Source organism: Granulicella rosea (genome assembly GCF_900188085.1).
Lineage (GTDB): Bacteria > Acidobacteriota > Terriglobia > Terriglobales > Acidobacteriaceae > Edaphobacter > Edaphobacter rosea.
The window spans coordinates 189,738-208,668 of record NZ_FZOU01000007.1; the positions used below are offsets into that span (position 1 = coordinate 189,738).

At 64.1% G+C, this 18,931-nt stretch carries 18 protein-coding genes; 7 read left to right on the plus strand and 11 right to left on the minus strand.

The genetic code is table 11. From position 1 onward, the window contains the following. Positions 1 to 34: 34 nt before the first annotated feature. Positions 35 to 466 (minus strand): dUTP diphosphatase, encoded by a 432-nt coding sequence (gene dut / locus CHB87_RS17910; protein WP_089409801.1) that lies wholly within the window; start codon positions 464 to 466, stop codon positions 35 to 37. 122 nt (positions 467 to 588) lie between these two features. On the opposite strand from dut, the gene CHB87_RS17915 reads away from it, so the two are divergent. Continuing rightward, positions 589 to 1,989 (plus strand): alpha/beta hydrolase, encoded by a 1,401-nt coding sequence (locus CHB87_RS17915; RefSeq protein ID WP_089409802.1) that lies wholly within the window; start codon positions 589 to 591, stop codon positions 1,987 to 1,989. A gap of 253 nt (positions 1,990 to 2,242) precedes the next feature. On the opposite strand, the gene gatB is transcribed toward CHB87_RS17915, so the two are convergent. Genes gatB through CHB87_RS17925 form a run of 3 tightly spaced genes read right to left on the minus strand, consistent with a single transcriptional unit; the run spans position 2,243 to position 4,540 of the window. Further along, the gene (gatB, locus tag CHB87_RS17920; RefSeq protein ID WP_089409803.1) at positions 2,243 to 3,718 is read right to left on the minus strand and encodes an Asp-tRNA(Asn)/Glu-tRNA(Gln) amidotransferase subunit GatB; all 1,476 of its coding nucleotides are present in this window, start codon (positions 3,716 to 3,718) and stop codon (positions 2,243 to 2,245) included. A 14-nt stretch (positions 3,719 to 3,732) separates the two neighbouring features. Beyond that, the gene (locus CHB87_RS22025; RefSeq protein WP_142988415.1) at positions 3,733 to 4,197 is read right to left on the minus strand and encodes a hypothetical protein; all 465 of its coding nucleotides are present in this window, start codon (positions 4,195 to 4,197) and stop codon (positions 3,733 to 3,735) included. 37 nt (positions 4,198 to 4,234) lie between these two features. Next, positions 4,235 to 4,540 carry a DUF5076 domain-containing protein gene (locus tag CHB87_RS17925; RefSeq protein WP_089409804.1) on the minus strand — a complete coding sequence of 102 codons (306 nt, stop codon included), beginning with the start codon at positions 4,538 to 4,540 and terminating at the stop codon, positions 4,235 to 4,237. A gap of 356 nt (positions 4,541 to 4,896) precedes the next feature. Between CHB87_RS17925 and dnaB the strand changes: the two genes are divergently transcribed. Then, positions 4,897 to 6,270 carry a replicative DNA helicase gene (dnaB, locus tag CHB87_RS17930; protein ID WP_089409805.1) on the plus strand — a complete coding sequence of 458 codons (1,374 nt, stop codon included), beginning with the start codon at positions 4,897 to 4,899 and terminating at the stop codon, positions 6,268 to 6,270. A 92-nt stretch (positions 6,271 to 6,362) separates the two neighbouring features. On the opposite strand, the gene clpB is transcribed toward dnaB, so the two are convergent. From clpB to CHB87_RS17950, 4 genes are all read right to left on the minus strand, one after another. Further along, positions 6,363 to 8,969, minus strand: coding sequence for an ATP-dependent chaperone ClpB (gene clpB, locus CHB87_RS17935; RefSeq protein ID WP_089409806.1), 2,607 nt, complete (start codon positions 8,967 to 8,969; stop codon positions 6,363 to 6,365). A 160-nt stretch (positions 8,970 to 9,129) separates the two neighbouring features. Next, entirely contained in the window at positions 9,130 to 9,642 is a 513-nt protein-coding gene (locus tag CHB87_RS17940) for an Hsp20/alpha crystallin family protein (protein ID WP_089409807.1), read from the minus strand. 119 nt (positions 9,643 to 9,761) lie between these two features. Further along, positions 9,762 to 10,844 carry a hypothetical protein gene (locus CHB87_RS17945; RefSeq protein WP_089409808.1) on the minus strand — a complete coding sequence of 361 codons (1,083 nt, stop codon included), beginning with the start codon at positions 10,842 to 10,844 and terminating at the stop codon, positions 9,762 to 9,764. 35 nt (positions 10,845 to 10,879) lie between these two features. Further along, positions 10,880 to 12,025: a hypothetical protein gene (locus tag CHB87_RS17950; RefSeq protein WP_142988416.1), complete on the minus strand. Its 1,146-nt coding sequence runs from the start codon at positions 12,023 to 12,025 to the stop codon at positions 10,880 to 10,882. 89 nt (positions 12,026 to 12,114) lie between these two features. Between CHB87_RS17950 and CHB87_RS17955 the strand changes: the two genes are divergently transcribed. Together CHB87_RS17955 and CHB87_RS17960 are read left to right on the plus strand one after the other, a co-directional pair. Further along, entirely contained in the window at positions 12,115 to 12,804 is a 690-nt protein-coding gene (locus CHB87_RS17955; RefSeq protein ID WP_089409810.1) for a YoaK family protein, read from the plus strand. After that, a complete protein-coding gene (locus CHB87_RS17960; protein ID WP_089409811.1) occupies positions 12,801 to 13,145 on the plus strand; it encodes a cupin domain-containing protein in 345 nt (114 codons plus the stop codon). Before CHB87_RS17955 ends, CHB87_RS17960 begins: the two co-directional genes overlap by 4 nt. 65 nt (positions 13,146 to 13,210) lie before the next feature. Here the strand turns inward: CHB87_RS17960 and CHB87_RS17965 are convergent, their stop codons facing one another. The 3 genes from CHB87_RS17965 to CHB87_RS17975 form a co-directional block, all read right to left on the minus strand. Then, positions 13,211 to 14,491 carry a Gfo/Idh/MocA family protein gene (locus tag CHB87_RS17965; RefSeq protein ID WP_089409812.1) on the minus strand — a complete coding sequence of 427 codons (1,281 nt, stop codon included), beginning with the start codon at positions 14,489 to 14,491 and terminating at the stop codon, positions 13,211 to 13,213. 117 nt (positions 14,492 to 14,608) lie between these two features. After that, the gene (locus CHB87_RS17970) at positions 14,609 to 15,034 is read right to left on the minus strand and encodes a carboxypeptidase-like regulatory domain-containing protein (RefSeq protein WP_089409813.1); all 426 of its coding nucleotides are present in this window, start codon (positions 15,032 to 15,034) and stop codon (positions 14,609 to 14,611) included. 80 nt (positions 15,035 to 15,114) lie between these two features. After that, positions 15,115 to 15,315 carry an MJ0042-type zinc finger domain-containing protein gene (locus CHB87_RS17975; protein WP_089409814.1) on the minus strand — a complete coding sequence of 67 codons (201 nt, stop codon included), beginning with the start codon at positions 15,313 to 15,315 and terminating at the stop codon, positions 15,115 to 15,117. A 267-nt stretch (positions 15,316 to 15,582) separates the two neighbouring features. Between CHB87_RS17975 and CHB87_RS17980 the strand changes: the two genes are divergently transcribed. The 3 genes from CHB87_RS17980 (at position 15,583) to CHB87_RS17990 (ending at position 18,889) form a co-directional block, all read left to right on the plus strand. Further along, positions 15,583 to 16,413 (plus strand): rhomboid family intramembrane serine protease, encoded by an 831-nt coding sequence (locus tag CHB87_RS17980; RefSeq protein ID WP_089409815.1) that lies wholly within the window; start codon positions 15,583 to 15,585, stop codon positions 16,411 to 16,413. A 383-nt stretch (positions 16,414 to 16,796) separates the two neighbouring features. Further along, a complete protein-coding gene (locus CHB87_RS17985; protein ID WP_089409816.1) occupies positions 16,797 to 17,960 on the plus strand; it encodes an MFS transporter in 1,164 nt (387 codons plus the stop codon). A gap of 164 nt (positions 17,961 to 18,124) precedes the next feature. After that, on the plus strand, positions 18,125 to 18,889 hold the full coding sequence (locus tag CHB87_RS17990) for a GDSL-type esterase/lipase family protein (RefSeq protein WP_089409817.1): 765 nt from the start codon (positions 18,125 to 18,127) through the stop codon (positions 18,887 to 18,889). Positions 18,890 to 18,931: the final 42 nt, after the last annotated feature.

Genomic DNA, 18,931 nt, shown 5'->3' on the forward strand with positions numbered 1-18,931 from the left:
CTCGCTCTTACGATTGTCGCATGTGAGGTTGCGTTTAGACGCCGGTGGATCCGAAACCGCCTGCGCCGCGGACGGTTTCGTCCAGGTCGCCGGTCTCGATGAAAGTCGCCTGCAGCCGCTGGACGATGCGCAACTGCGCGATGCGATCGCCCACGTGGATGGTGAACGGCGTGGCGTTCAGGTTGGTCAGAACGACCTTGATCTCGCCCCGATAGCCGGGGTCGATGACGCCGGCGAGCGTCGTAATGCCCTTCACCGCCAGCCCGGAGCGGTCTTCGACCAGCGCGCCGTAGTCCGGCGGGAAGGCCAGCGCGATGCCGGTCGGGACGATGCCCGAGCCGGTGGGCTCGAGCGTCACCTCGGCGACCGAGTAGAGGTCGGCGGCGAGGTCGCCCCAGGGGCCGGTGTGGGCGTAGCGCGGAAGCTGGGCGGCGGGATGGAGCGTCTTAATCCTGATCTCGGGCATCCGTACCAGTGTATCGGCTATGCGGTCGCAGATTGAGGCAATGAATTTTATTGCCGCGCAAACGCCGTTCCGGGCGACACTGTCTCTCATACCCCGAACGCATCCGATCCAAATAAGAGGGAATGATGAACATTTTGCCCGTTAGGCAGAGCGGCGAGTCCTCTCCCGCACTGGTGTTGATGCACTTTCTGGGCGGCTCGGCCCGCGAATGGGACGAGGTCCGCGCACGGCTCGACGGAAAATATCGCTGCGTGGCGATCGATCTGCCGGGCTTCGGCGACGCCGCGGAGATCCCCGGCTACACGGTCGCGGAGATGGCGGACTCGGTCGCGCTCACGCTGCGGGCGCTGGGGCTGGACCGGTACGTGCTCGTCGGACACAGCATGTCGGGCAAGGTGGCGGCGGTGCTGGCGCGGCGTTTCGCCGACGGTCTGCTGCATACGGGAGAGCTGGAAGGGCTGGTGCTGGTCGCGCCGTCGCCGGCCTCGCCGGAGCCGATTCCGGACGATAAGCGCGCGACGATGCTGGACGCTTTTTCTCCGCTGGAGGCCCCCGGCCAGCCGAAGGACGGCGACCTGAGCCGGGCGAGCCGCTATGTCTCCAAGAACGAAAGCCGCGTGATGCCGCCGGAGGTGCAACACCGCGCGGTCGAAGACGTGCTGCGGATGGGCCGCGCCGCGTGGCGGGCATGGCTCGAATCCGGCAGCCGCGAGGACTGGTCGGCGCGTGTGGGAAGGCTTTCCCTGCCGGCGCTGATCGTCGCGGGCGAGAAAGATACGTCGCTGGGCGCCGAGCAGCAGGAGAAGCTCACGCTGCCGCACTTCGCGGACGGTAAGCTGGTAGTAGTCCGCGATTGCGGACACCTGATCCCGATGGAGAAGCCCGCCGAGCTGGCGGCGCTATTGGAGGAGTTCATGTCTGGCCTGAAGCCGAAGCTAGTGCCCGAGGAGTATCTGCGGTTTCTGGAGTCCGACCGCGTCTCGCCGAAGACCCGCGAGGTCGCCCTGGCGCGCATTCCCGATCCCGTCGGGCCATCCGTCTTTACCTCGGAAGAGTACGCGACGCTGCGGGCGGTGCTGGCAAGGGTCGTCCCACAGGAGCTGGGCGAGGAGATCGACCTCGCCGCGCGGCTGGACAAGCAGCTTGCCGCGGGCAAGGGCGACGGCTGGCGCTATGCCGTGTTGCCGGGCGACGCGCAGGCCTACAAGATCGGATTGCAGACGCTGGATGATCTATCGCGAGAGCTGCACGGACCACCGTTCGCCGCGCTGGCCTTCGCGCACCAGGAGGCGCTGCTGGCGTCGATCGCCGAGATGCAGCCCGCCGCGCCGCAGATGGCAAGGTGGTTCGAAGACCTGCGCGCGGATGCCGCCGCGATCTACATGTCGCACCCGGCGACGCTGGCGCGGGCGGGGTACAGCGGCTTCGGCGTGGGCGGGGCGGAGACGCCGCACCGGGGATTCGTGCAGATCGGCGTGGGCGATGTGGAAGGCTGGGAGCCGCGGGCGTTGGAGCGAAAGTAGCCGGGACGCAGTCACTGGGCAAATGAAGCTTTGTTTAAGGGCATGGCTTCAGCCATGCCGCAAACCAGTCCCATGCAAGGACGGCTTTAGCCGCTGGGGTACGGTTTCGTCCACGGCGGCCACATAAGCGTACCCCAGCGGCTAAAGCCGCATTGCAAATGAGCGGCTCACGGCACGGCTGAAGCCGTGCCCTTAACAAGGGCATTTATGCCTCACGCGTTGCTCAGCGCGTCTCGCACCTCGTCACGACTCATTACGCATCCAGCTTCTTCACCACCAGCTCATTCAACAGCGCCGGATTCGCCTGTCCCTTGCTGGCCTTCATCACCTGTCCGACAAAGAACGCCGCGACCGTTCGCTTGCCGCCCTTGAACTGCTCCACCTGCTTCGGGTTCGCGGCGATCACCTCGTCGACCATCTTTTCGATGACCGACGTGTCCGAGATCTGCTGCGGCTTCTCGCGCTCGTAGACGGCGGGGAAGTCCTCCATTGTGGCGAAGCAGGAGTCCAGCAACTGCTTCAGCATCTTGCTCGAAAGATCGCCCGACTCCAGCAGATCAGCGGCGAGCACGACGCCCTCCATCGACACCGGCGACTGCTCCTGCGTCAGCTCCGCGAGGTTCAACCGGCTGGTCAGCTCACTCAGGATGATGTTCGCGACGCGCTTCGGCGACTTCGCCTTCTTTGCCGCGAACTCGAACTGATCGGCAAAGGTCTGCGTCGCCGTCAGGGTCATGGCGTCCTGCTGGTTCAGGTCATACTCGGCGATCATGCGGGCGCGGCGCGCCTCCGGCAGCTCCGGCAGCGCCTTCAGAATCTCCTCCTGCCAGGCCGCGCCGACGACGAGCACCGGCAGGTCCGGCTCCGGGAAGTACCGGTAGTCGTGCGCCTGTTCCTTGCTGCGCATGGAGTAGGTCCGGCCCTCGGCGTTATTCCACAGCCGGCTCTCCTGCGTCACGCGGCCGCCCTCTTCAATCACGCCGATCTGGCGTTCGATCTCGTACTCCACCGCCGACCGGATGTAGCGGAAGCTGTTGACGTTCTTGACCTCGGCCTTGGTGCCGAACTCCTTCGCGCCCTTCAGCATCACGCTGACGTTCGCGTCGCAGCGCAGCGAACCCTCTTCCATGTTGCAGTCGCTGACGCCGGTGTAGAGCAGGATCTCCTTCAGCTTGGTCAGGTACTCGAAGACCTCGTCGGCGGTGCGCAGGTCGGGCTCGGAGACGATCTCGACCAGCGGCGTGCCGCAGCGGTTCAGGTCGATATACGTCCGGGTGACCGAGTCGGCGAAGCCATCGTGGACGCTCTTGCCCGCGTCCTCCTCCATGTGCAGCCGCGTGATGCCGATCTTCTTCGGCGCGCCGCTGGCGTCGGGAACGTAGAGGAAGCCGTTCTCTGCGATCGGCTTGTCGAACTGCGAGATCTGGTAGCCCTTGGGCGAGTCCGGGTAAAAGTAGTTCTTGCGCGAGAACACGCTGGTCTCGCGAATCTCGCAGTTGATCGCCTTCGCCGCGAGCACGGCAAACTCCACCGCCTGCCGGTTCAGCACGGGCAAAGCGCCGGGCAGGCCCAGGCAGGTGGGGCAGACGTGCGTGTTCGGATCGCCGCCATACTTGTTCACGCAGCCGCAGAAGGCCTTGGACGCGGTCAGCAACTGCACGTGGACTTCAAGCCCGATCACGGGCTGGTACTTGGCGAGAACTTCGGGCGAGATTCCGGTGATAGACATAGTCGGCTTCTAGTCTAACAAGCGTCTTTCCCGGCAGGTGCTGTCTGTGGCCAGTGGCATTGGCGCGCGCCCGTTTGCTTCCCCCTCGTTTGGCGCCATTCCAATAGCCGTTGAATGACCACATCGAGCCGTGCCGCCTGCGCAGTCGATAAAGGCGCGCGCTTGCATCGACGCAAAAGCTCTTCAAACATGTAGCCGGAGCCAAAGAAGTAAGGACGCAGTTCAAGAAAGCAAACCGCCGCTTCCATCGCATGCGGTTCGCCTTCGGAGACCCGGTCGCGGACCATACCCCGATCGTACCCGCCGGGAAAGCGCAATTGATCGTAGCGCGCTTGGAACTCAACACATGCTCTATGCCACTCAAGGTGCTTTTCGTCGCTCTGTTCGCGAACCTTGTATGTCTCATGCACGCGCGAGTCCAGACGAACAATCTCGTGAGCGTTCCGGCAAATCAATTCCTTCAGGTCTTCGGTACTCACTTACACTCCGGTGTGGGTGAAGTAGGCCTGCTATTCGCTACCCCTGCGGCGTATATCCCTGAATCTCGTCCATCACGCGGTCGATCTCATCGTCGAAGCCTTCGAGCAGCTTGGTCAGGAAGGTCTCTTCGTCGATCTTGGGGTCGTTTTCGGCGTGAATGGTCACGATGTTCTGCGCCAGATCGGCGAGCATGACGCCCCATGCGCCGGGGTCTTCCCACACGCCGCCGCGCAGGGTGATCTGCTGACTGCGATCCGCCACCCACACGCGCAGCAGCTCAAACGCGCCCTTGTCTTCCAGCGCCGCCTCGGGGATATCCAACTGCTTCTCTGTCGATGCCATCCATTCACCTCTCGCATCTACAGCCTAAACGAAGCGGGCGTCCCATGATCGGCGCGGCTTTTACGCGCCTATCCTGGGGATGGGCGGTTGAAGGCGCCAAACCCCACGATAACCTTTCGCCTTACAGGCGCCCGGCGCCTGTGAAGAACTCCCAACTGCGCCGGCTCGCGGAGACCCTCAATTCTGGCGTATTTCGGCTCATTTGGAATCTCAACCAGCCGCCAAACGCCCGATTCCAGTTAAAGTCCCCATTTCCCACCGATTCACAGACGTCCACAGGGTTCCACATTCCCCCAGCCAATCCACAACATTCTCCACAGGATTCACAGAAACTCGGCATACTCTAAGGGAAGCACATGGCCACCTATCCCAGCCCCGTCGACGACTCCCGCCCCGCCTCGCTGCATGCCGAGCAGACGATCCTCGGCGCCATGCTGGTCGAGCCGCTCGCCATCGTCGACGCCACCATGCTGCTCAAGGTCGACGACTTCGCGCTCGACTCGCATCGCAAGATCTACGACGCCATGCTGCATCTGTCTGAAGTGGGACATGCGGTGGACATCGTCACCGTCGCCGACGCGCTGAGCAAGCGCAAGGAGCTGGACTCCATCGGCGGCCGGGCGTACCTCGCGTTCCTTTCCGAGGGCCTGCCGCGGAAGCTGTCGATCGAGAGCTACGTCCGCATCGTCCGCGATAAGTCGTTGATGCGACAACTGATGGCAGTCTGCGACGCAGGCATGATGGAGGCGGCGGACCAGTCGCTCGAAGCCATCGACGTCCTCAATCAGGTCGAGACGCGCCTGATGGAGATCTCCGAGCACGCCGTCACCGGCGGCTTCTCCGGCATCGGCGACATCGTCAAGAACTCCTTCGGCTCCATCGACAAGCTCTACGAGCAGGGGCAGGAGGTCACCGGGCTTCGCACCCACTTCATCGAGTTCGACAAGATGACGAGCGGCCTGCAGGAGGCCGATCTGGTCATCATCGCGGCGCGCCCGTCGATGGGCAAGACCGCCTGGGCAATCAACATCGCGCAGAACGCCGCCGTGCGCGACGGCAAGGTCGTCGCGGTCTATTCGCTTGAAATGAGCAAGGAATCGCTGCTGCGACGCATGCTCGCCAGCGAGGCCGGCGTCGGTTCGCGCAAGATTCAGACCGGCTTCCTCGCCCGCGAGGATCGCGGCAAGCTCATCAACGGCCTCGAACGCCTGATGGAGTCCAAGCTCTTCGTCGACGACACGCCCGGCATCAACCTGGCCGAGATGCGCGCGAAGTGCCGCCGGCTGAAGCAGCAGGAGGGCCGGCTCGACCTGATCGTCATCGACTACCTGCAACTGATGACCGGCTCGGTCGGCTCCGGCCAGAAGAAGTTCGAGAACCGCACGCAGGAAGTATCGTCCATCTCGCGCGGTCTCAAAGCGCTGGCGAAAGAGATGCGCGTGCCGGTCGTCGCGCTGTCGCAGCTCTCGCGTGGTTCGGAGCAGCGCACCGGCGACAAGAAGCCCCTGCTTTCGGACCTCCGCGAGTCCGGCTCGATCGAGCAGGACGCCGACGTGGTCTGCTTCATCCATCGCGAAGAGTATTACGACCGCGAGAACGAAGACCTGAAGGGCAAGGCCGAGATCATCATCGCCAAGCAGAGAAACGGCCCGACGGGCAGCGTTCAGCTGGCGTACATCGCCGACTTCACGACCTTCGCCAATCTCGACACGACCCACGGCGATATGTAATTCAAACAAAAAAAGGCCTGACACCGATCTTCACCGAAGCCACCGATCCAATCGGTTTTGTCGGTGTAAATCGGTGTCAGGCCTTTGCCCTGTTAGGCTCGTGCCGCGACGTTGAAGGTCAGCCCATTCGCCCCGGCATCGACCACCACGCGGTCCCCATGCAGCACCTCGCCTTCGAGGATCTTCACCGCCAGCTTGTCCTGCACCATGCGCTGAATCGCCCTCTTCAACGGACGAGCGCCGTACGCACGGTCGTAGCCTGCCTTGAAGATCGCCTTCTTGGCCTTGTCGGTCAGCTCGATCGTAATCTTGCGGTCGGCGAGCAGCTTGGTCAGGTCGGCGAGGCGAAGGTCGATGATGTGCTCCAACTGCGCCTCGTCAAGCGGATGGAAGACGACGATATCGTCCACGCGGTTCAGGAACTCCGGCCGGAACTGCTGCCGCAGCGAGTCCATCACGCGCGACTTCGCGTCCTCGAAGCCCTCCTCACCGCTGGCCCAGGCCGTCGTCAGCGCCGATGCGCCGACGTTCGAGGTCATGATGAGCACCGTGTTCTTGAAGTCCACCGTCCGGCCCTTGGAGTCGGTCAGGCGGCCATCGTCCAGCACCTGCAGCAGCACGTTGAAGACATCCGGGTGCGCCTTTTCGATCTCGTCGAAGAGGATGACGGCATACGGACGCCGCCGCACGGCCTCGGTCAACTGACCGCCCTCGTCGTAGCCCACATATCCCGGAGGCGCGCCGATCAGCCGCGCCACGGCGTGCTTCTCCATATACTCGCTCATGTCGATCCGCACCATCGCGGCCTCGTCGTCGAAGAGGAACTCCGCCAGCGCACGGGCCGTCTCGGTCTTGCCGACGCCGGTGGGCCCGAGAAAGATGAAGCTGCCGATCGGACGTTTTGGATCGGACAAGCCTGCACGAGAACGCCGAATCGCATTCGCGACCGCTTCGAGCGCCTCGTCCTGACCGACCACGCGCTCGCGCAGACGGCCCTCCATCTGGACCAGCTTCTGCATCTCGCCTTCGAGCATCTTCGAGACCGGAATGCCGGTCCAGCGCGAGACGATCTTCGCAATGTCCTCCTCGTCGACCTCTTCCTTCAGCATGCGGTGCGTGCTGTCGTTCGAGTCGGCAATGGCGGTCAGCTCGTTCAGCTCGCGTTCGAGCTTGGGAATCTCGCCGTACTGCAGCTCGGCGGCGCGCTGCAGGTTGCCCTTGCGCGTCTCCTCGTCGGCGGAGAAGCGCATCTGCTCCAGCCGCTGCTTCAGCTCGGCGATCTTGCCGATGGCGCCGCGCTCGGTCTGCCACCGCGCACGCAGACCGCTGGCCTTCTCCTGCACCTCGGCCAGCTCGCGCTCGACGATCTCCAGCCGCTCCTTGGATCCAGCGTCGCTTTCGCGACGTAAAGCCTGCTTCTCGATCTCGAGCGAGGTAGCCCGCCGCTCCAGGTCGTCGATCTCAACCGGCACGGACCCGATCTGGATCGCCAGCGCGGCCGCCGCCTCGTCCACCAGGTCGATGGCCTTGTCGGGCAGGAAGCGGTCGGAGATATACCGGTGCGAGAGCGTCGCCGCCGCCACGATGGCCGAATCCTTGATGCGAATCTTGTGATGCGACTCGTACCGCTCCTTTAATCCACGGAGGATGGCTACGGTATCCTCGACGTTCGGCTCGCCCACGTAGACGATCTGGAAGCGACGTTCGAGCGCCGCATCCTTCTCGATATATTTCCGATACTCATTCAGCGTCGTCGCGCCGATGGCCCTGAGACCACCGCGCGCCAGCGCCGGCTTCAGCATGTTGCTTGCGTCCATCGCGCCTTCGCTTGCGCCAGCGCCGACCAGCGTGTGCAGCTCGTCGATGAAGAGGATGATCTCGCCGTTCGACTCCTCGATCTCCTTCAGAACGGCCTTCAGACGCTCCTCGAACTCGCCGCGAAACTTCGCCCCGGCGATCATGCTGGCGAGGTCGAGCGCCACGACGCGCTTGTCCTTCAGCGACTCCGGCACGTCGCCCTGGATGATCCGGCGCGCCAGACCTTCGACGATGGCGGTCTTGCCCACTCCCGGTTCTCCAATGAGAACCGGGTTATTTTTGGACCGGCGGCTGAGCACCTGCACGACGCGACGAATCTCCTCGTCGCGGCCGATAACCGGGTCGAGCTTGCCGCGCCGGGCAAGCTCGGTCAGGTCCTTGGCGTACTTTTCGAGCGCCTGAAACTTGCCCTCGGGCGACTGGTCGGTGACGCGCGAGCTTCCCCGCACCGCGCTGAGCGCCTTCAGGATCGCCTCATGCGAGGCCCCGACGGCGGCCAGCGCGGCCTGCGTGACGTCCCCCTTCGCCGCGCTCAGAGCCAGCAGCAGATGTTCGGTCGAGCAGTACTCATCCTTGAAATTTTCGGCCTCTTTGAAGGCCTGCTCCAGCACGCGCTGCGCCGACGCGGACAGCCCCGGCTGCGCGCCGCCCTGCACCTTCGGCAGCCGCTCGATCGCCGTATTGACGCCCGAGAGCAACTGCTCCACCGGCGCGCCTACCTTCTCCAGCACCGGGATCACGACCCCCTCGCGATCCTCCAGCAGCGCCGCCAGCAGATGCACGGGCAACACCTCGGGGTTGCCGTTCTCGAGCGCGTGGCTGCTCGCGGCCTGTACTGCCTCCTGCGACTTCAATGTCAAACGATCCCAACGGATGGCCATGGTATGAATGCCCTTTCTCCTGCACTTGCTTTTCCTGCTTTGTCATCCTCGAAGAGGATCTGCTTCTGCTTTTGTCTTTCCGTCGCCCATCGAATAAAACAAACGGCGGGAACCTGCATCCGCAAGGCTCCCGCCGAAGTCTTGTTCTGTCTGAAACCGCTTACGCTGCGTTGCTGTTCGCCTCAACCTGTCGCGGACCGGGCTGCGTTCCGCCAATCTCGATCTTCACCTGCTTCGGTTTCGCAGCCTCTTTCTTTGCCAAAGAGATCGTCAGCACACCCGCGTCGTAGTTCGCCGTCACCTTGGCCGTATCGACGGTCTGGGGCAGGGTAAAGCTGCGGGTGAAGCTGCCGAAGCGGCGTTCGATGCGGTGGAAGTTCTCTTCCTTCTCCTCGTGCTCGAACTTGCGCTCGCCTTTGACGGTCAGGGTCTGGTTTTCCAGCCGGACGTCCAGATCCTCCTGCTTGATGCCGGGCACTTCGAGCTTCAGCGACAGACGCTGCGCGTCTTCGTAGATATCGACCGCTGGCATGAAGTTGCCGGTCGAGAGCGATTCGGTCTGGCCCTCGGCGGGACGGGCAAAGTCGTTGAAGATCGAGTTCAGCCGGTTCTGCAGCACGGCGACATCCTCAAGCGGGGTACGGAACGGAACAAATCGAGTCATGGTGGTCATGGTGCAACTCTCCTTATTGCTTCCTCAGAATTTGGGTGGGGTCTTTGACCTCACAGTTCATCTGACGCATATCTTAGCAAAAAGTTGCAAGAAAATGTGATGGAATTGCACTCACATTTTTACTCGACGGCAACCTCCGCCCGTTTCGGCTCCAACACCCGCAACTCCTCCTCCAGCGCCAGCTCGCCGCGCAGGACCGCCACCAGCCAGTCCACAAACCGCAGCCGGCGCAGCGAAAGCAGGGTCGCATACCGGATCGTCCCTTCGTCGGCGCGGGCGACGATGGTCGTGCCCAGCAGCAGGTCGTCGCTCTCCTTGCCCTCCATGCTGGCCGAGAAGTTATGCGACCAGGCGGCGTTCTCCTCGCTTTCGGCCTCGAAGTAGCCGCGCCGGACGCCCTCCGCCGCGCAGCGCTGGAAGTAGGCGTTCGCCGCCTGCCGGGCGACGCGCAGGTGGTCGAAGGCGATCACCCGCGACGCGTTCAGGGCCAGTTCCGGCGCATCGAGCAGGCTGCGCGCCTGCTGGTAGTCCAGCCGCAGCGTGCTGCCGATGGTGGGCAGAAAGTCGTCGATCCGCAGCGTCCAGCGCAGCACGCGCAGCGGCTCCAGCAGCAGGGCGACGCGGTCGACCATGCCGGGCGGCCAGTGGCCGTCGGGCAGCAGCAGCAGGTCGCGCTCCTCCCCGCCCAGCCGCTCCCACAGGCCGTGCTGGCGGAGCAGCGCGACGTGGTTGCGCCGGGTCGTCACCTCCCAGCCCTCGGGCAGGGTCTTGGTCGCGAGGTAGCTCTCGCTGCCCGCGCGGTTGGCCAGGATGGCGTGCAGCAGGGCGAGTTCGCCGAGGCCGCGCAAGGTCTCGGGCGGAATCGGCCGGTCGGGCTCGACCGGCGCGGGGGACTCCAGAAGTGAAGGTGGAGTTGCGTCCTTCTCGCCGCGTGACCGCCATAGCGCAACCCCACCCGCAACCACGGCGATCGCCAACACGACCAAAACGCCGCCGCGCGCCACCAGCGACACAAGATAAAGGAGGTAGAAGAGGCATATGACCGGCGTAAAGATGAGCGTCAGGGCCAGCCGAAGCTGCTTGCGCGCGCGCTTGTCTTTATGGGCGCGGCGAAGCGCCAGCCCGGTCTCGCGCCAGGTGTGCGGGCGAAAGAGCAGGCGCCAGTAGTGCTTCGAAAACAACAGCTTGAAGTAGCTCCACATGCTACGTAACGTACGCCTCGTCCGTTCTGGAATCCTTAATGCTCCGCCAGTGCCGCCGTCGTCCGGATCGTCACCCCGTTCGACACTGCTTTATCCGCCCTTTGCGGCTGGGTCAGACAAAAACCATCCGCCACGCTCAGCACGCAGATCTCCGGCGCGTACGAGAGGCGAATCTGATACGCCCCCGCCGCGCGGATCGGATGGATGTCGACTCCTGCTCCCGCAAAGCGTGGAATCGTTTCACCTTCAAGTACGCTGCCCGGGTCGATCCTGTCCCACTTCATGTAGTTCATGGTGCAGTCGTATCCCTTCATCCCTGGGCTCTTCCAGTCCGCATCGCCCGGCCGCCTATACTCCGGCCACATGCTCTCGTCGCTGCACGTCATGTGTCCCACACTCACCGGCAGCAGACCCGTATTACGCACGCGGTAGCGCAGAAGCACGCAATCCATGCTCCCCGCCGTCTCCGCCCTGCACGCGCGGCTCAGCCACTCCGGTTGATCCGCCAGTCCTTTCGCAGGGTCCATCATCTCCGCCGTCAGTGAAATCTCCAGCTTCGGCGCCTCCAACTGGGGCAGCGGCGGCGCAACCACCGTGAACGGCTCCGACACCGCACTCGTCCACTCATTCGCCCATATCGGCGGAGGCCACGGTGCGGTCTCCAGCGCCTCGATACAATTCACCCCCGGCGCACCCTCAAGACATCCTCTCAGCTTCCACCTGGCCCGCATCGGCGTCGCTCCCGGAGCATAGGGATACGCAGCGAACGCATCGCCTTTGAACAGCATCCGGCCAGTATGCGTCGTGCTCTCACCCGGCGCCAGCCGCACATTCGTCCACGACGAGGCGTAGGTATGCGCGGGCTGCTTGCAGGCTTCGTACTGCGGCTCGCCGCCAATCCAGTTCCACTGACCCCGCACCTGGCGCTCGAACGTGATTTCGACCGGCTGGCAGACCGTCCCGCCCAGCCACACCGCATGCGATCCCAGGTTCGTCAGCTTGACCGTAAACACCCGGCAGTTCAAGGTCTCTGCCGCATCGCCCGTGCATTTGGCGAACGGCGGAAGCCTGCTCGCAGGTTCCTCGCTCACCGTTACGCGAAATTCCGACGCCGGCAATACGGGCGTCTTGAGCCGGGCAGGCGCCTGCGCGGCAGCCGCCAGCGACGCCCCGATCACCAAGATGCACGCGCTAAGTTCCTCAATTCGCATCGCACGTTACCCACGGCAATGATAGCCGACGCCATACCTCTACAATCGGCAGTGTGCCTATGCCCAATACGCCCGATCCGCCTGAGCAGAGGGTCGAATCGCTGCCCACCGCGCTGCTGCTGGCCGCGACGGGAGGGCTGCTGGATGCGGCCGTCTACCTGCTGCATGGGCATGTCTTCGCCAATGCGATGACCGGTAACGTCGTCCTGATGGGGGTCGCCGCGTTCAGCCGCCAGCCCGGACAGGCGGTGCGTCACCTGGCGCCGATCCTGACGTTTCTGTTTGCCGTGACCTGCTCGAAGACGCTGCGACGTCTGCCCGCTCGCCGCGCCGTGCTGGGCACGCTGCTGCTGGAGCTCGCCGTGCTGGCGGTCGCGGGCGCGCTGCCGATGAGCTTTCCGCAGATGCTCTTTACCGCCCTCATCACCTTCGGCTCGACCTTTCAGGTGGCGAGCTTTCGCCGGGTCGGACATTTTTCCTACAACTCGACCTTCGTGACCGGCAATCTGCGGGATGCGGCCGAGGGGTTCTACGACGCGCTGCTTGCGGACGAGCCGGCGCAGAGACGCGACGGGAGGGAAAAGGCGCTCGCGCTGGGAGCGGTCTGCCTCTGCTTCCTGGCTGGCGCCGCTATCGGAACGATCGCCGCGCCGCGTCTCGGAAACCACGCGTTCTGGATCGCCTTGCCGTTGCTGGGCGCGGTGGCGCTGCACGTCGGCCGAGGCAACTCTGACAAAATCAAGGCATGAGCACGATCCGGAGCACGGCGAACGCCGAACACTATATCTGGGGCAAGGTCTGCGACGGCTGGCATCTCGTCCGCACGCCCGAGCTGTCGATCATTCAGGAGACGATGCCGCCCGGCGCGGCGGAGGCCAGGCATCTCCACGAGCGAGCGCGGCAGTTCTTCTACGTTCTCGACGGCGAGCTGACGCTCGAAGTCGCGGGCGAGGAGCTGCGGTTGAAGCCGGAGGAGGGTCTGGAGATCGCGCCGGGAACGCCACATCAAGCGTTGAACCGCAGTGCCGATCCGGTGCGGTTCATGGTGACCAGCCAACCGCCCAGCCATGGGGATCGGGTGTTGGCGTAGCGCCTGGCCCGATACGTCTCGTCAAGGGAACGGCTGAAGCCGTGCCCTTAACAAGACAATGTCAGCTAGCCCGCCGAAGGCTCCGGCCCCCTAGTCGGCGCCTTCGGGGCGGGAATCTTCACCGCGCGCCCGGTTTTGGCCGATTCGTAGATCGCGTCAGTGACGATCTGGTCCTGCAGGCCCTCTTCGCCGGGGGTATGCGGGCGCAGGTTCTGCTGGACGCACAGCGCCATGTGGTCCATCTCGGCGGCGAACTGGTCTTTCTCCTCGATGGCCGGCGCGTGCAGGATCTCCTCGCCCTCGACCAGCTTCGAATACTGCAGTTTGATGCCCGTATAGGCGAACGCGGGATGCATCTCGGCCCATCCCTCCACGCCTTCGACGCGCAGGAACTGCGACTTGTGCGCGTCGTAGCCGGAGTTGCAGAGCGCGACGAGACCGGAGGGGAAGCGCGCGATGAACTGGCAGGAGCTCTCCACCTCCGTGAAGCGCGGGTCGTCCTTCGGCTGCACGACGCTGGCCTGCACCTCGTACGGCTCCTCGTTTGAGAGGAAGCGCGCGGCGTTCAGGCAGTAGACGCCGACGTCCGGCATGCAGCCGCCGCCGGCCAGCGCCTTCTTCAGCCGCCACTGGCTGGGGTCGCCCTGGTTCTGCGAGTTGGTAGCGACGATCTGGCGCAGCTTGCCGAACCTGCCCGCGCGAATCATCTTCACCAGCGCGACATCGTTCGCCTCGTACTGGCTCCGGTAGGCGATCATCAGCTTCACGCCAGCCGCGTTGCAGGCATCGATCATGCGCTGGCAGTCGTGCGCGGTGGTCGCCATGGGCTTCTCGCAGAGGATGTGCTTGCCAGCCTTCGCGCCGCGGATGGTGTACTCGGCGTGCATGCTGTTCGGCAGCACGATGTAGATCACCTGCACGGCGGGATTCTTCGCCAACTGGTCGTAGGTCGTGTAGTCGTAGATCGAGCCTGCGGGGATGCCGTACTGCGCGGCGATCTTCTGCGCCTTGGCGCGGTCTCCGCTGACGAGCGCGACCGGCTTGCAGTACTTGCTCTTCGCCATGGCGGGGAGGATCTGGCCGAGCGCGAGCCGCCCCAGGCCGACGATGGCAAAGCCGGTACGTTGGTCGCGCGACTCGAACGGGCCAGGAATCTTCTCCGGCTGCTCGGTTGCGGCATGGATCTGGGAGAGCTGGACGTCGTCCGCCGCATTGGGCTTCGTCTGCTGGGCGGCGGCGACTGCCGATACGCCTGCCGCTACCGCGGCGCCGGTCGCGGCGCGCAGGAATCCGCGTCGGCTCCAGTACTCCGAATTCTCACGCTGTAGAAGAGTCTCATCCGTCATGGCGTGTGGGATGCGGCTGCATGGCGGCGTGTCGCCTTACCTCGCCCCGCAGACGAAAACCCCATGTCTCGGGCAAGAGACATGGGGCGTCCGCGTGATTCGGAACCGATTCCTGGCTTATTTATCGATCTTCAGGTTGATCGTGAAGCTGTTCTTGCTGTCGAACGAGCTGATGGATTTGTTGCCGCTCTTCTTGCCGCCGAGTTCGGCCCACAGCTCGTAGTCGGTGTTCTGCGAGAGCTGGCCAAAACGGTATGAGCCATCGTCGTCCGTGATGGAGGTCTTCACCGAAGAGGTGTGCTCGTCCTTCAGGTAGACGACCGCGCCCTTCAGCCCGGCGCCGTCCTTATCCTGCACCTTGCCCTGCACGATGCGTTGCGTCGCGCCACGCGTCTGCGCCGCCAGCGCGGCGGGCTGCACCACAACCGCGGCGGCTCCCAGGGTCAGGATCAGGCCGGCGAGGCTGAGTCCGAGAAAGCCGACCCCCACAGATTGGACCCCGAGGCGTCCGGCGAAGCTGCGAAGTGTTTTGCTTGTATACATATAGCCCTCAGTATACGACCTCCGGTAAAAACCCCGGTGGAGCAACTTAGTTCCGCGCAGCCCGCATCCGACGCTGCCGCCTATTCGTCTTCGTCCTCGTCGTCGCGCGCCAGATCCTCGTCGTCGTAGCCCTCGTCCTCGATCGGCGCGAGCTCCACGGGATCGAGCGAGACGATCTCAAGTTCAGTGCCGCACTCTTCGCAGGTGACGGTCTCACCCTCTTCCACTTCGTCCGCATCCACCACAATCGGGGTGTCGCACTCTGGGCACAAAACGGCCATGGGTCTTGCCTCCGTACATTTCTTGTATTCGTTGCGCAGTCCGGTTGGGTTGGATGCCCAGAATCGGCTAACGTCTCGCTGATTCTAAGGCAAAGATCGCCGCGCCACCAACGCACCGCACAAACTTCAATGTATCGGGTGACGTGGGTTTTGCCGATTTGGTTTCTGACGACGCAGATTTTTGACGTTCCGTTTTGCCGCCGCGTTTTGCCGCGCACACGCCGTGCCGGAGCAGGCGCCTTCGGGATATGCTGATACTGAGGGTCTATGCCACGTTCCGGTCCCATCTCGCTCACGCTGCCGCCCTTCGCCGGAGCGACGCGCCGGTTGATCCTTGCCAATCTCTTCGCCTTCTTCGGCCTGGCGATCCTCGGCTGGACCTCCGCCCCGGTGCAGAGCTTTCTTCTGACGCACCTGGCCCTGGTCCCCGCGCGGGCCACGCTGCACGGCGAGCTGTGGCAGATCTTCACCTACGCCTTCATCAACGAGGGCATCCTGCCGACGCTCTTCGCGTTGATCACGGTCTGGTTCTGCGGCTCGCTGCTCGAAGGCTCCTTCGGCGCGCGCTGGCTGTACGAGCTCTACTTCGTCTCGCTGGCGGGCGGCGGCGCCATCGCGACGGCTCTGACCTTCACGCACATCTTCGGCCTGCGTCCGGATGCGACCTTCGCGATCGGCCCCTACGCCGGCATCTTCGGCATGCTCATCGCCATCGCGGCGTTCTTCGGCGAGCTGGAGTTCCTGCTCTTTTTCGTGCTGCGCATCAAGGCCAAGTACATGGTCGCGATCTACATCCTGATCGCGGTCGCCCAGGTGCTGAAGTCGTCCGACACCTTCGGAGCGATGCTGGAGCTTTCGGGCGCGCTGTCGGGCTTCCTCTACCTCAAGTTCGCGCCGCGCCGCGGCCTGGCCTTCGGACTCACCGAGCGCTACTTCAGCCTGCGCAACGAGTACTACCGCAGCAAACGACGGCGCGCCGCCCGCAAGTTCGAGGTGTACATGAAGCAGCAGAACCGCGAGGTCCACTTCGACAAAGACGGCCGCTACGTCGACCCCGACACCCTGAGAGACCCGAACGACAAGCGGTGGATGAACTAATGCCGGTGCGGATCTCATAGAGTTTTGCAAACTGCTTCGCGCCAACCCGGCGCGCGAAGCGGATGGAATTGGACGGCTTCCTCAAAGAGCACGAGGTTTGGGAACACTCCTACGGGATGGAAGAACTCGAAAAGGACGCGGCTTCGTTCGCTCGCGAGAGATGATTGTTGTCGCAGACCCTTCGCCGCTCAACTATTTACTGTTGATCCACCGGAATGGCTTAAAGTTCAGCGGCAGCCCTTGCCCTCCCATCCGATGTTGTTCAACCTGGATATTAGGGAGCGAGAGGCGATCCAGCTTGCTCTTGAACTGGAGATCCCTCGCATCCTGATGGATGAGCTGAATGGGCGTCGCGAAGCTTAAGGGAGATAATTGGAAGTGATATGCGTAAACCACTTCTAGCGCTCGCTGTGTCTGCCTTCGGCATCGGAACCTCCGAGTACATCATCATGGGTCTGTTGCCGGATCTCGCGCGCGACTTCCAGGTCAGCATTCCGCGCGCCGGCGTGCTGGTCACGGCGTATGCGCTTTCGGTCACCTTCGGCTCGCCGCTCATCGCACTGGCGCTCGCGCGGGTGGAGCGCAAGCGCGCGCTCGTCATCCTGATGGGGATGTTTCTCGCCGGCAACATGCTCTGCGCGCTCGCGCCGAACTACGGCCTGCTGCTCGGCGCGCGCATTCTGACCGCGCTCTGCCACGGCGCCTTCTTCGGCATCGGCAGCATCGTCGCGTCAAATCTCGTGCCGCGCAACCAGCGCGCGCAGGCCATCGCCATCATGTTCAGCGGGCTGACGCTCGCCAACGTCATGGGCGTACCCGCCGGCACGGCGCTGGGACAGGCCTTCGGCTGGCGCGCGGCCTTCTGGGCGCTCATCCCTATCGGCGCTCTCGCCGGGGCTGGACTCTTGAAGCTGGTGCCCGAACAGCCGGCCGAGGCGATGCACCTCGGCCACGAGCTTCGCGCCGTCCTCCGGCCGCAGGTGCAACTCGTGCTTGCGCTCAGCACCCTCTGCTCCACCTCGCTCTTCTGCGTCTTCACCTACATCGCGCCGATCCTCGAGACCGTCACGCACCTCTCGCCGCACGCCGTCACGTGGGCGCTGGTGGCCTTCGGGACCGGCATCACGCTGGGCAACCTCGCCGGCGGCCGCCTGGCCGACATCAGTCAGATGGCCGTCGTGCTCGGCGGCATCGGCGTGCTCATCCTGCTGCTGGTCGCCATGCCCTGGACCCAGCGGTCGATGATTCCGGCCGTCATCATGGTCTTCGTCTGGGGCACGATCCACTTCGGCACGACGGCGCCGCTGCAGGCGCGCATCGTCGACCAGGCCAAGGGCGCGCCGAACCTCGCCTCCACCCTCAACCAGGGCGCGTTCAACCTCGGCAACGCGCTGGGCGCGAGCCTCGGCGGAGTCGTCCTGACCGCCGGCTACCACTACCAGCAACTGCCGTATGTCGCCGCGGGCGTGATTGCGGTTGCGGGCGCCGTCGGGCTGGTCGCACTGCTGATGGAGCGCCGGGAGTCGCGCGCGGCAGTCGTGGTTTAGTCCGCTGCCGCTTCGATCCACGTCGGAGCATCGAGAGATGGGTTTCGAGGCCGCAAAGATGCCTCTTCGCAGAGTGGGAAGGTTTGGGATAGAGTGTTGGTGCGCCGGAGATCGCCTTGGGCGCGCAGCCAAAACGAGCCGATTCTCAAATTCAAGAGGCCTTCATGACTGTTTGCAGGAAGCTGTATCGAGTACTCCCCGCGCTGGCATTGACAGCGGTATCATTCGCCCCGCAGCTCTCCGCGCAAGCGCCCGCACCACCCGCGCCCGTCGCCAAACCGGCCCTCCCGCCGCGCACCGCCGCCGACGCCATCACCCCCACGATCAAAGATCCCAACCGCCATGCCGAGTTTCTCTACCGGCTGACCGAGGGCGACGTCGGCCTGCTCTTCCTCGGCGACTCCATCACCGACTTCTGGCCCCGTCGCGGCGAGTATAGCTGGCTGAAATTCGCGCCCTACAATCCTGCCGATTTCGGCGTCAGCGGCGACCGCACCGAGCATCTGCTCTGGCGCATCACCAACGGCGAGCTCGAAGGCATTCACCCAAAGGTGACCGTCATCATGATCGGCACGAACAACATCGGCCAGCTCGGCACGGAAGACCCCGCATGGGCCGCAGCCGGCGTCAAAAAGATCGTCGACACGGTCCAGCAGAAGCTGCCGCAGACCAAGATCCTGCTGCTCGCCGTCTTCCCCCGCGACCTGGCGGGCAGCAAGCGCCGCGCCGACATCGCCGCCATCAACGCCATCCTGTCGAAGTTCGACAACGGCACGAGCATCCGCTACCTCGACATCGGCGGCGTCTTCCTCGACTCCACCGGCGAGATCCCAAAAGACGTCATGCCCGACAAGCTGCACCCCACCGCCAAGGGTTATGACCTCTGGTTCAACGCCATGCAGCCGCTGCTTGTGCAGATGATGAAGTAGCGCGCATGCTCGGGCGCCCGAACCTTCGCGACCTTGCGAAGG

Excerpts from the sequence above, each read along its gene's own strand:
- CHB87_RS17980 (WP_089409815.1), top strand. The coding sequence starts at position 15,583 with ATGCCACGTTCCGGTCCCATCTCGCTCACGCTGCCGCCCTTCGCCGGA.
- CHB87_RS17940 (WP_089409807.1), bottom strand. The coding sequence starts at position 9,642 with ATGACCACCATGACTCGATTTGTTCCGTTCCGTACCCCGCTTGAGGAT.
- CHB87_RS17945 (WP_089409808.1), bottom strand. The coding sequence starts at position 10,844 with ATGTGGAGCTACTTCAAGCTGTTGTTTTCGAAGCACTACTGGCGCCTG.
- CHB87_RS17975 (WP_089409814.1), bottom strand. The coding sequence starts at position 15,315 with ATGGCCGTTTTGTGCCCAGAGTGCGACACCCCGATTGTGGTGGATGCG.
- CHB87_RS17925 (WP_089409804.1), bottom strand. The coding sequence starts at position 4,540 with ATGGCATCGACAGAGAAGCAGTTGGATATCCCCGAGGCGGCGCTGGAA.
- CHB87_RS17985 (WP_089409816.1), top strand. The coding sequence starts at position 16,797 with ATGCGTAAACCACTTCTAGCGCTCGCTGTGTCTGCCTTCGGCATCGGA.
- CHB87_RS17990 (WP_089409817.1), top strand. The coding sequence starts at position 18,125 with ATGACTGTTTGCAGGAAGCTGTATCGAGTACTCCCCGCGCTGGCATTG.
- clpB (WP_089409806.1), bottom strand. The coding sequence starts at position 8,969 with ATGGCCATCCGTTGGGATCGTTTGACATTGAAGTCGCAGGAGGCAGTA.
- dnaB (WP_089409805.1), top strand. The coding sequence starts at position 4,897 with ATGGCCACCTATCCCAGCCCCGTCGACGACTCCCGCCCCGCCTCGCTG.
- CHB87_RS17970 (WP_089409813.1), bottom strand. The coding sequence starts at position 15,034 with ATGTATACAAGCAAAACACTTCGCAGCTTCGCCGGACGCCTCGGGGTC.
- CHB87_RS17960 (WP_089409811.1), top strand. The coding sequence starts at position 12,801 with ATGAGCACGATCCGGAGCACGGCGAACGCCGAACACTATATCTGGGGC.
- gatB (WP_089409803.1), bottom strand. The coding sequence starts at position 3,718 with ATGTCTATCACCGGAATCTCGCCCGAAGTTCTCGCCAAGTACCAGCCC.
- CHB87_RS17965 (WP_089409812.1), bottom strand. The coding sequence starts at position 14,491 with ATGACGGATGAGACTCTTCTACAGCGTGAGAATTCGGAGTACTGGAGC.
- CHB87_RS17915 (WP_089409802.1), top strand. The coding sequence starts at position 589 with ATGATGAACATTTTGCCCGTTAGGCAGAGCGGCGAGTCCTCTCCCGCA.
- dut (WP_089409801.1), bottom strand. The coding sequence starts at position 466 with ATGCCCGAGATCAGGATTAAGACGCTCCATCCCGCCGCCCAGCTTCCG.
- CHB87_RS17955 (WP_089409810.1), top strand. The coding sequence starts at position 12,115 with ATGCCCAATACGCCCGATCCGCCTGAGCAGAGGGTCGAATCGCTGCCC.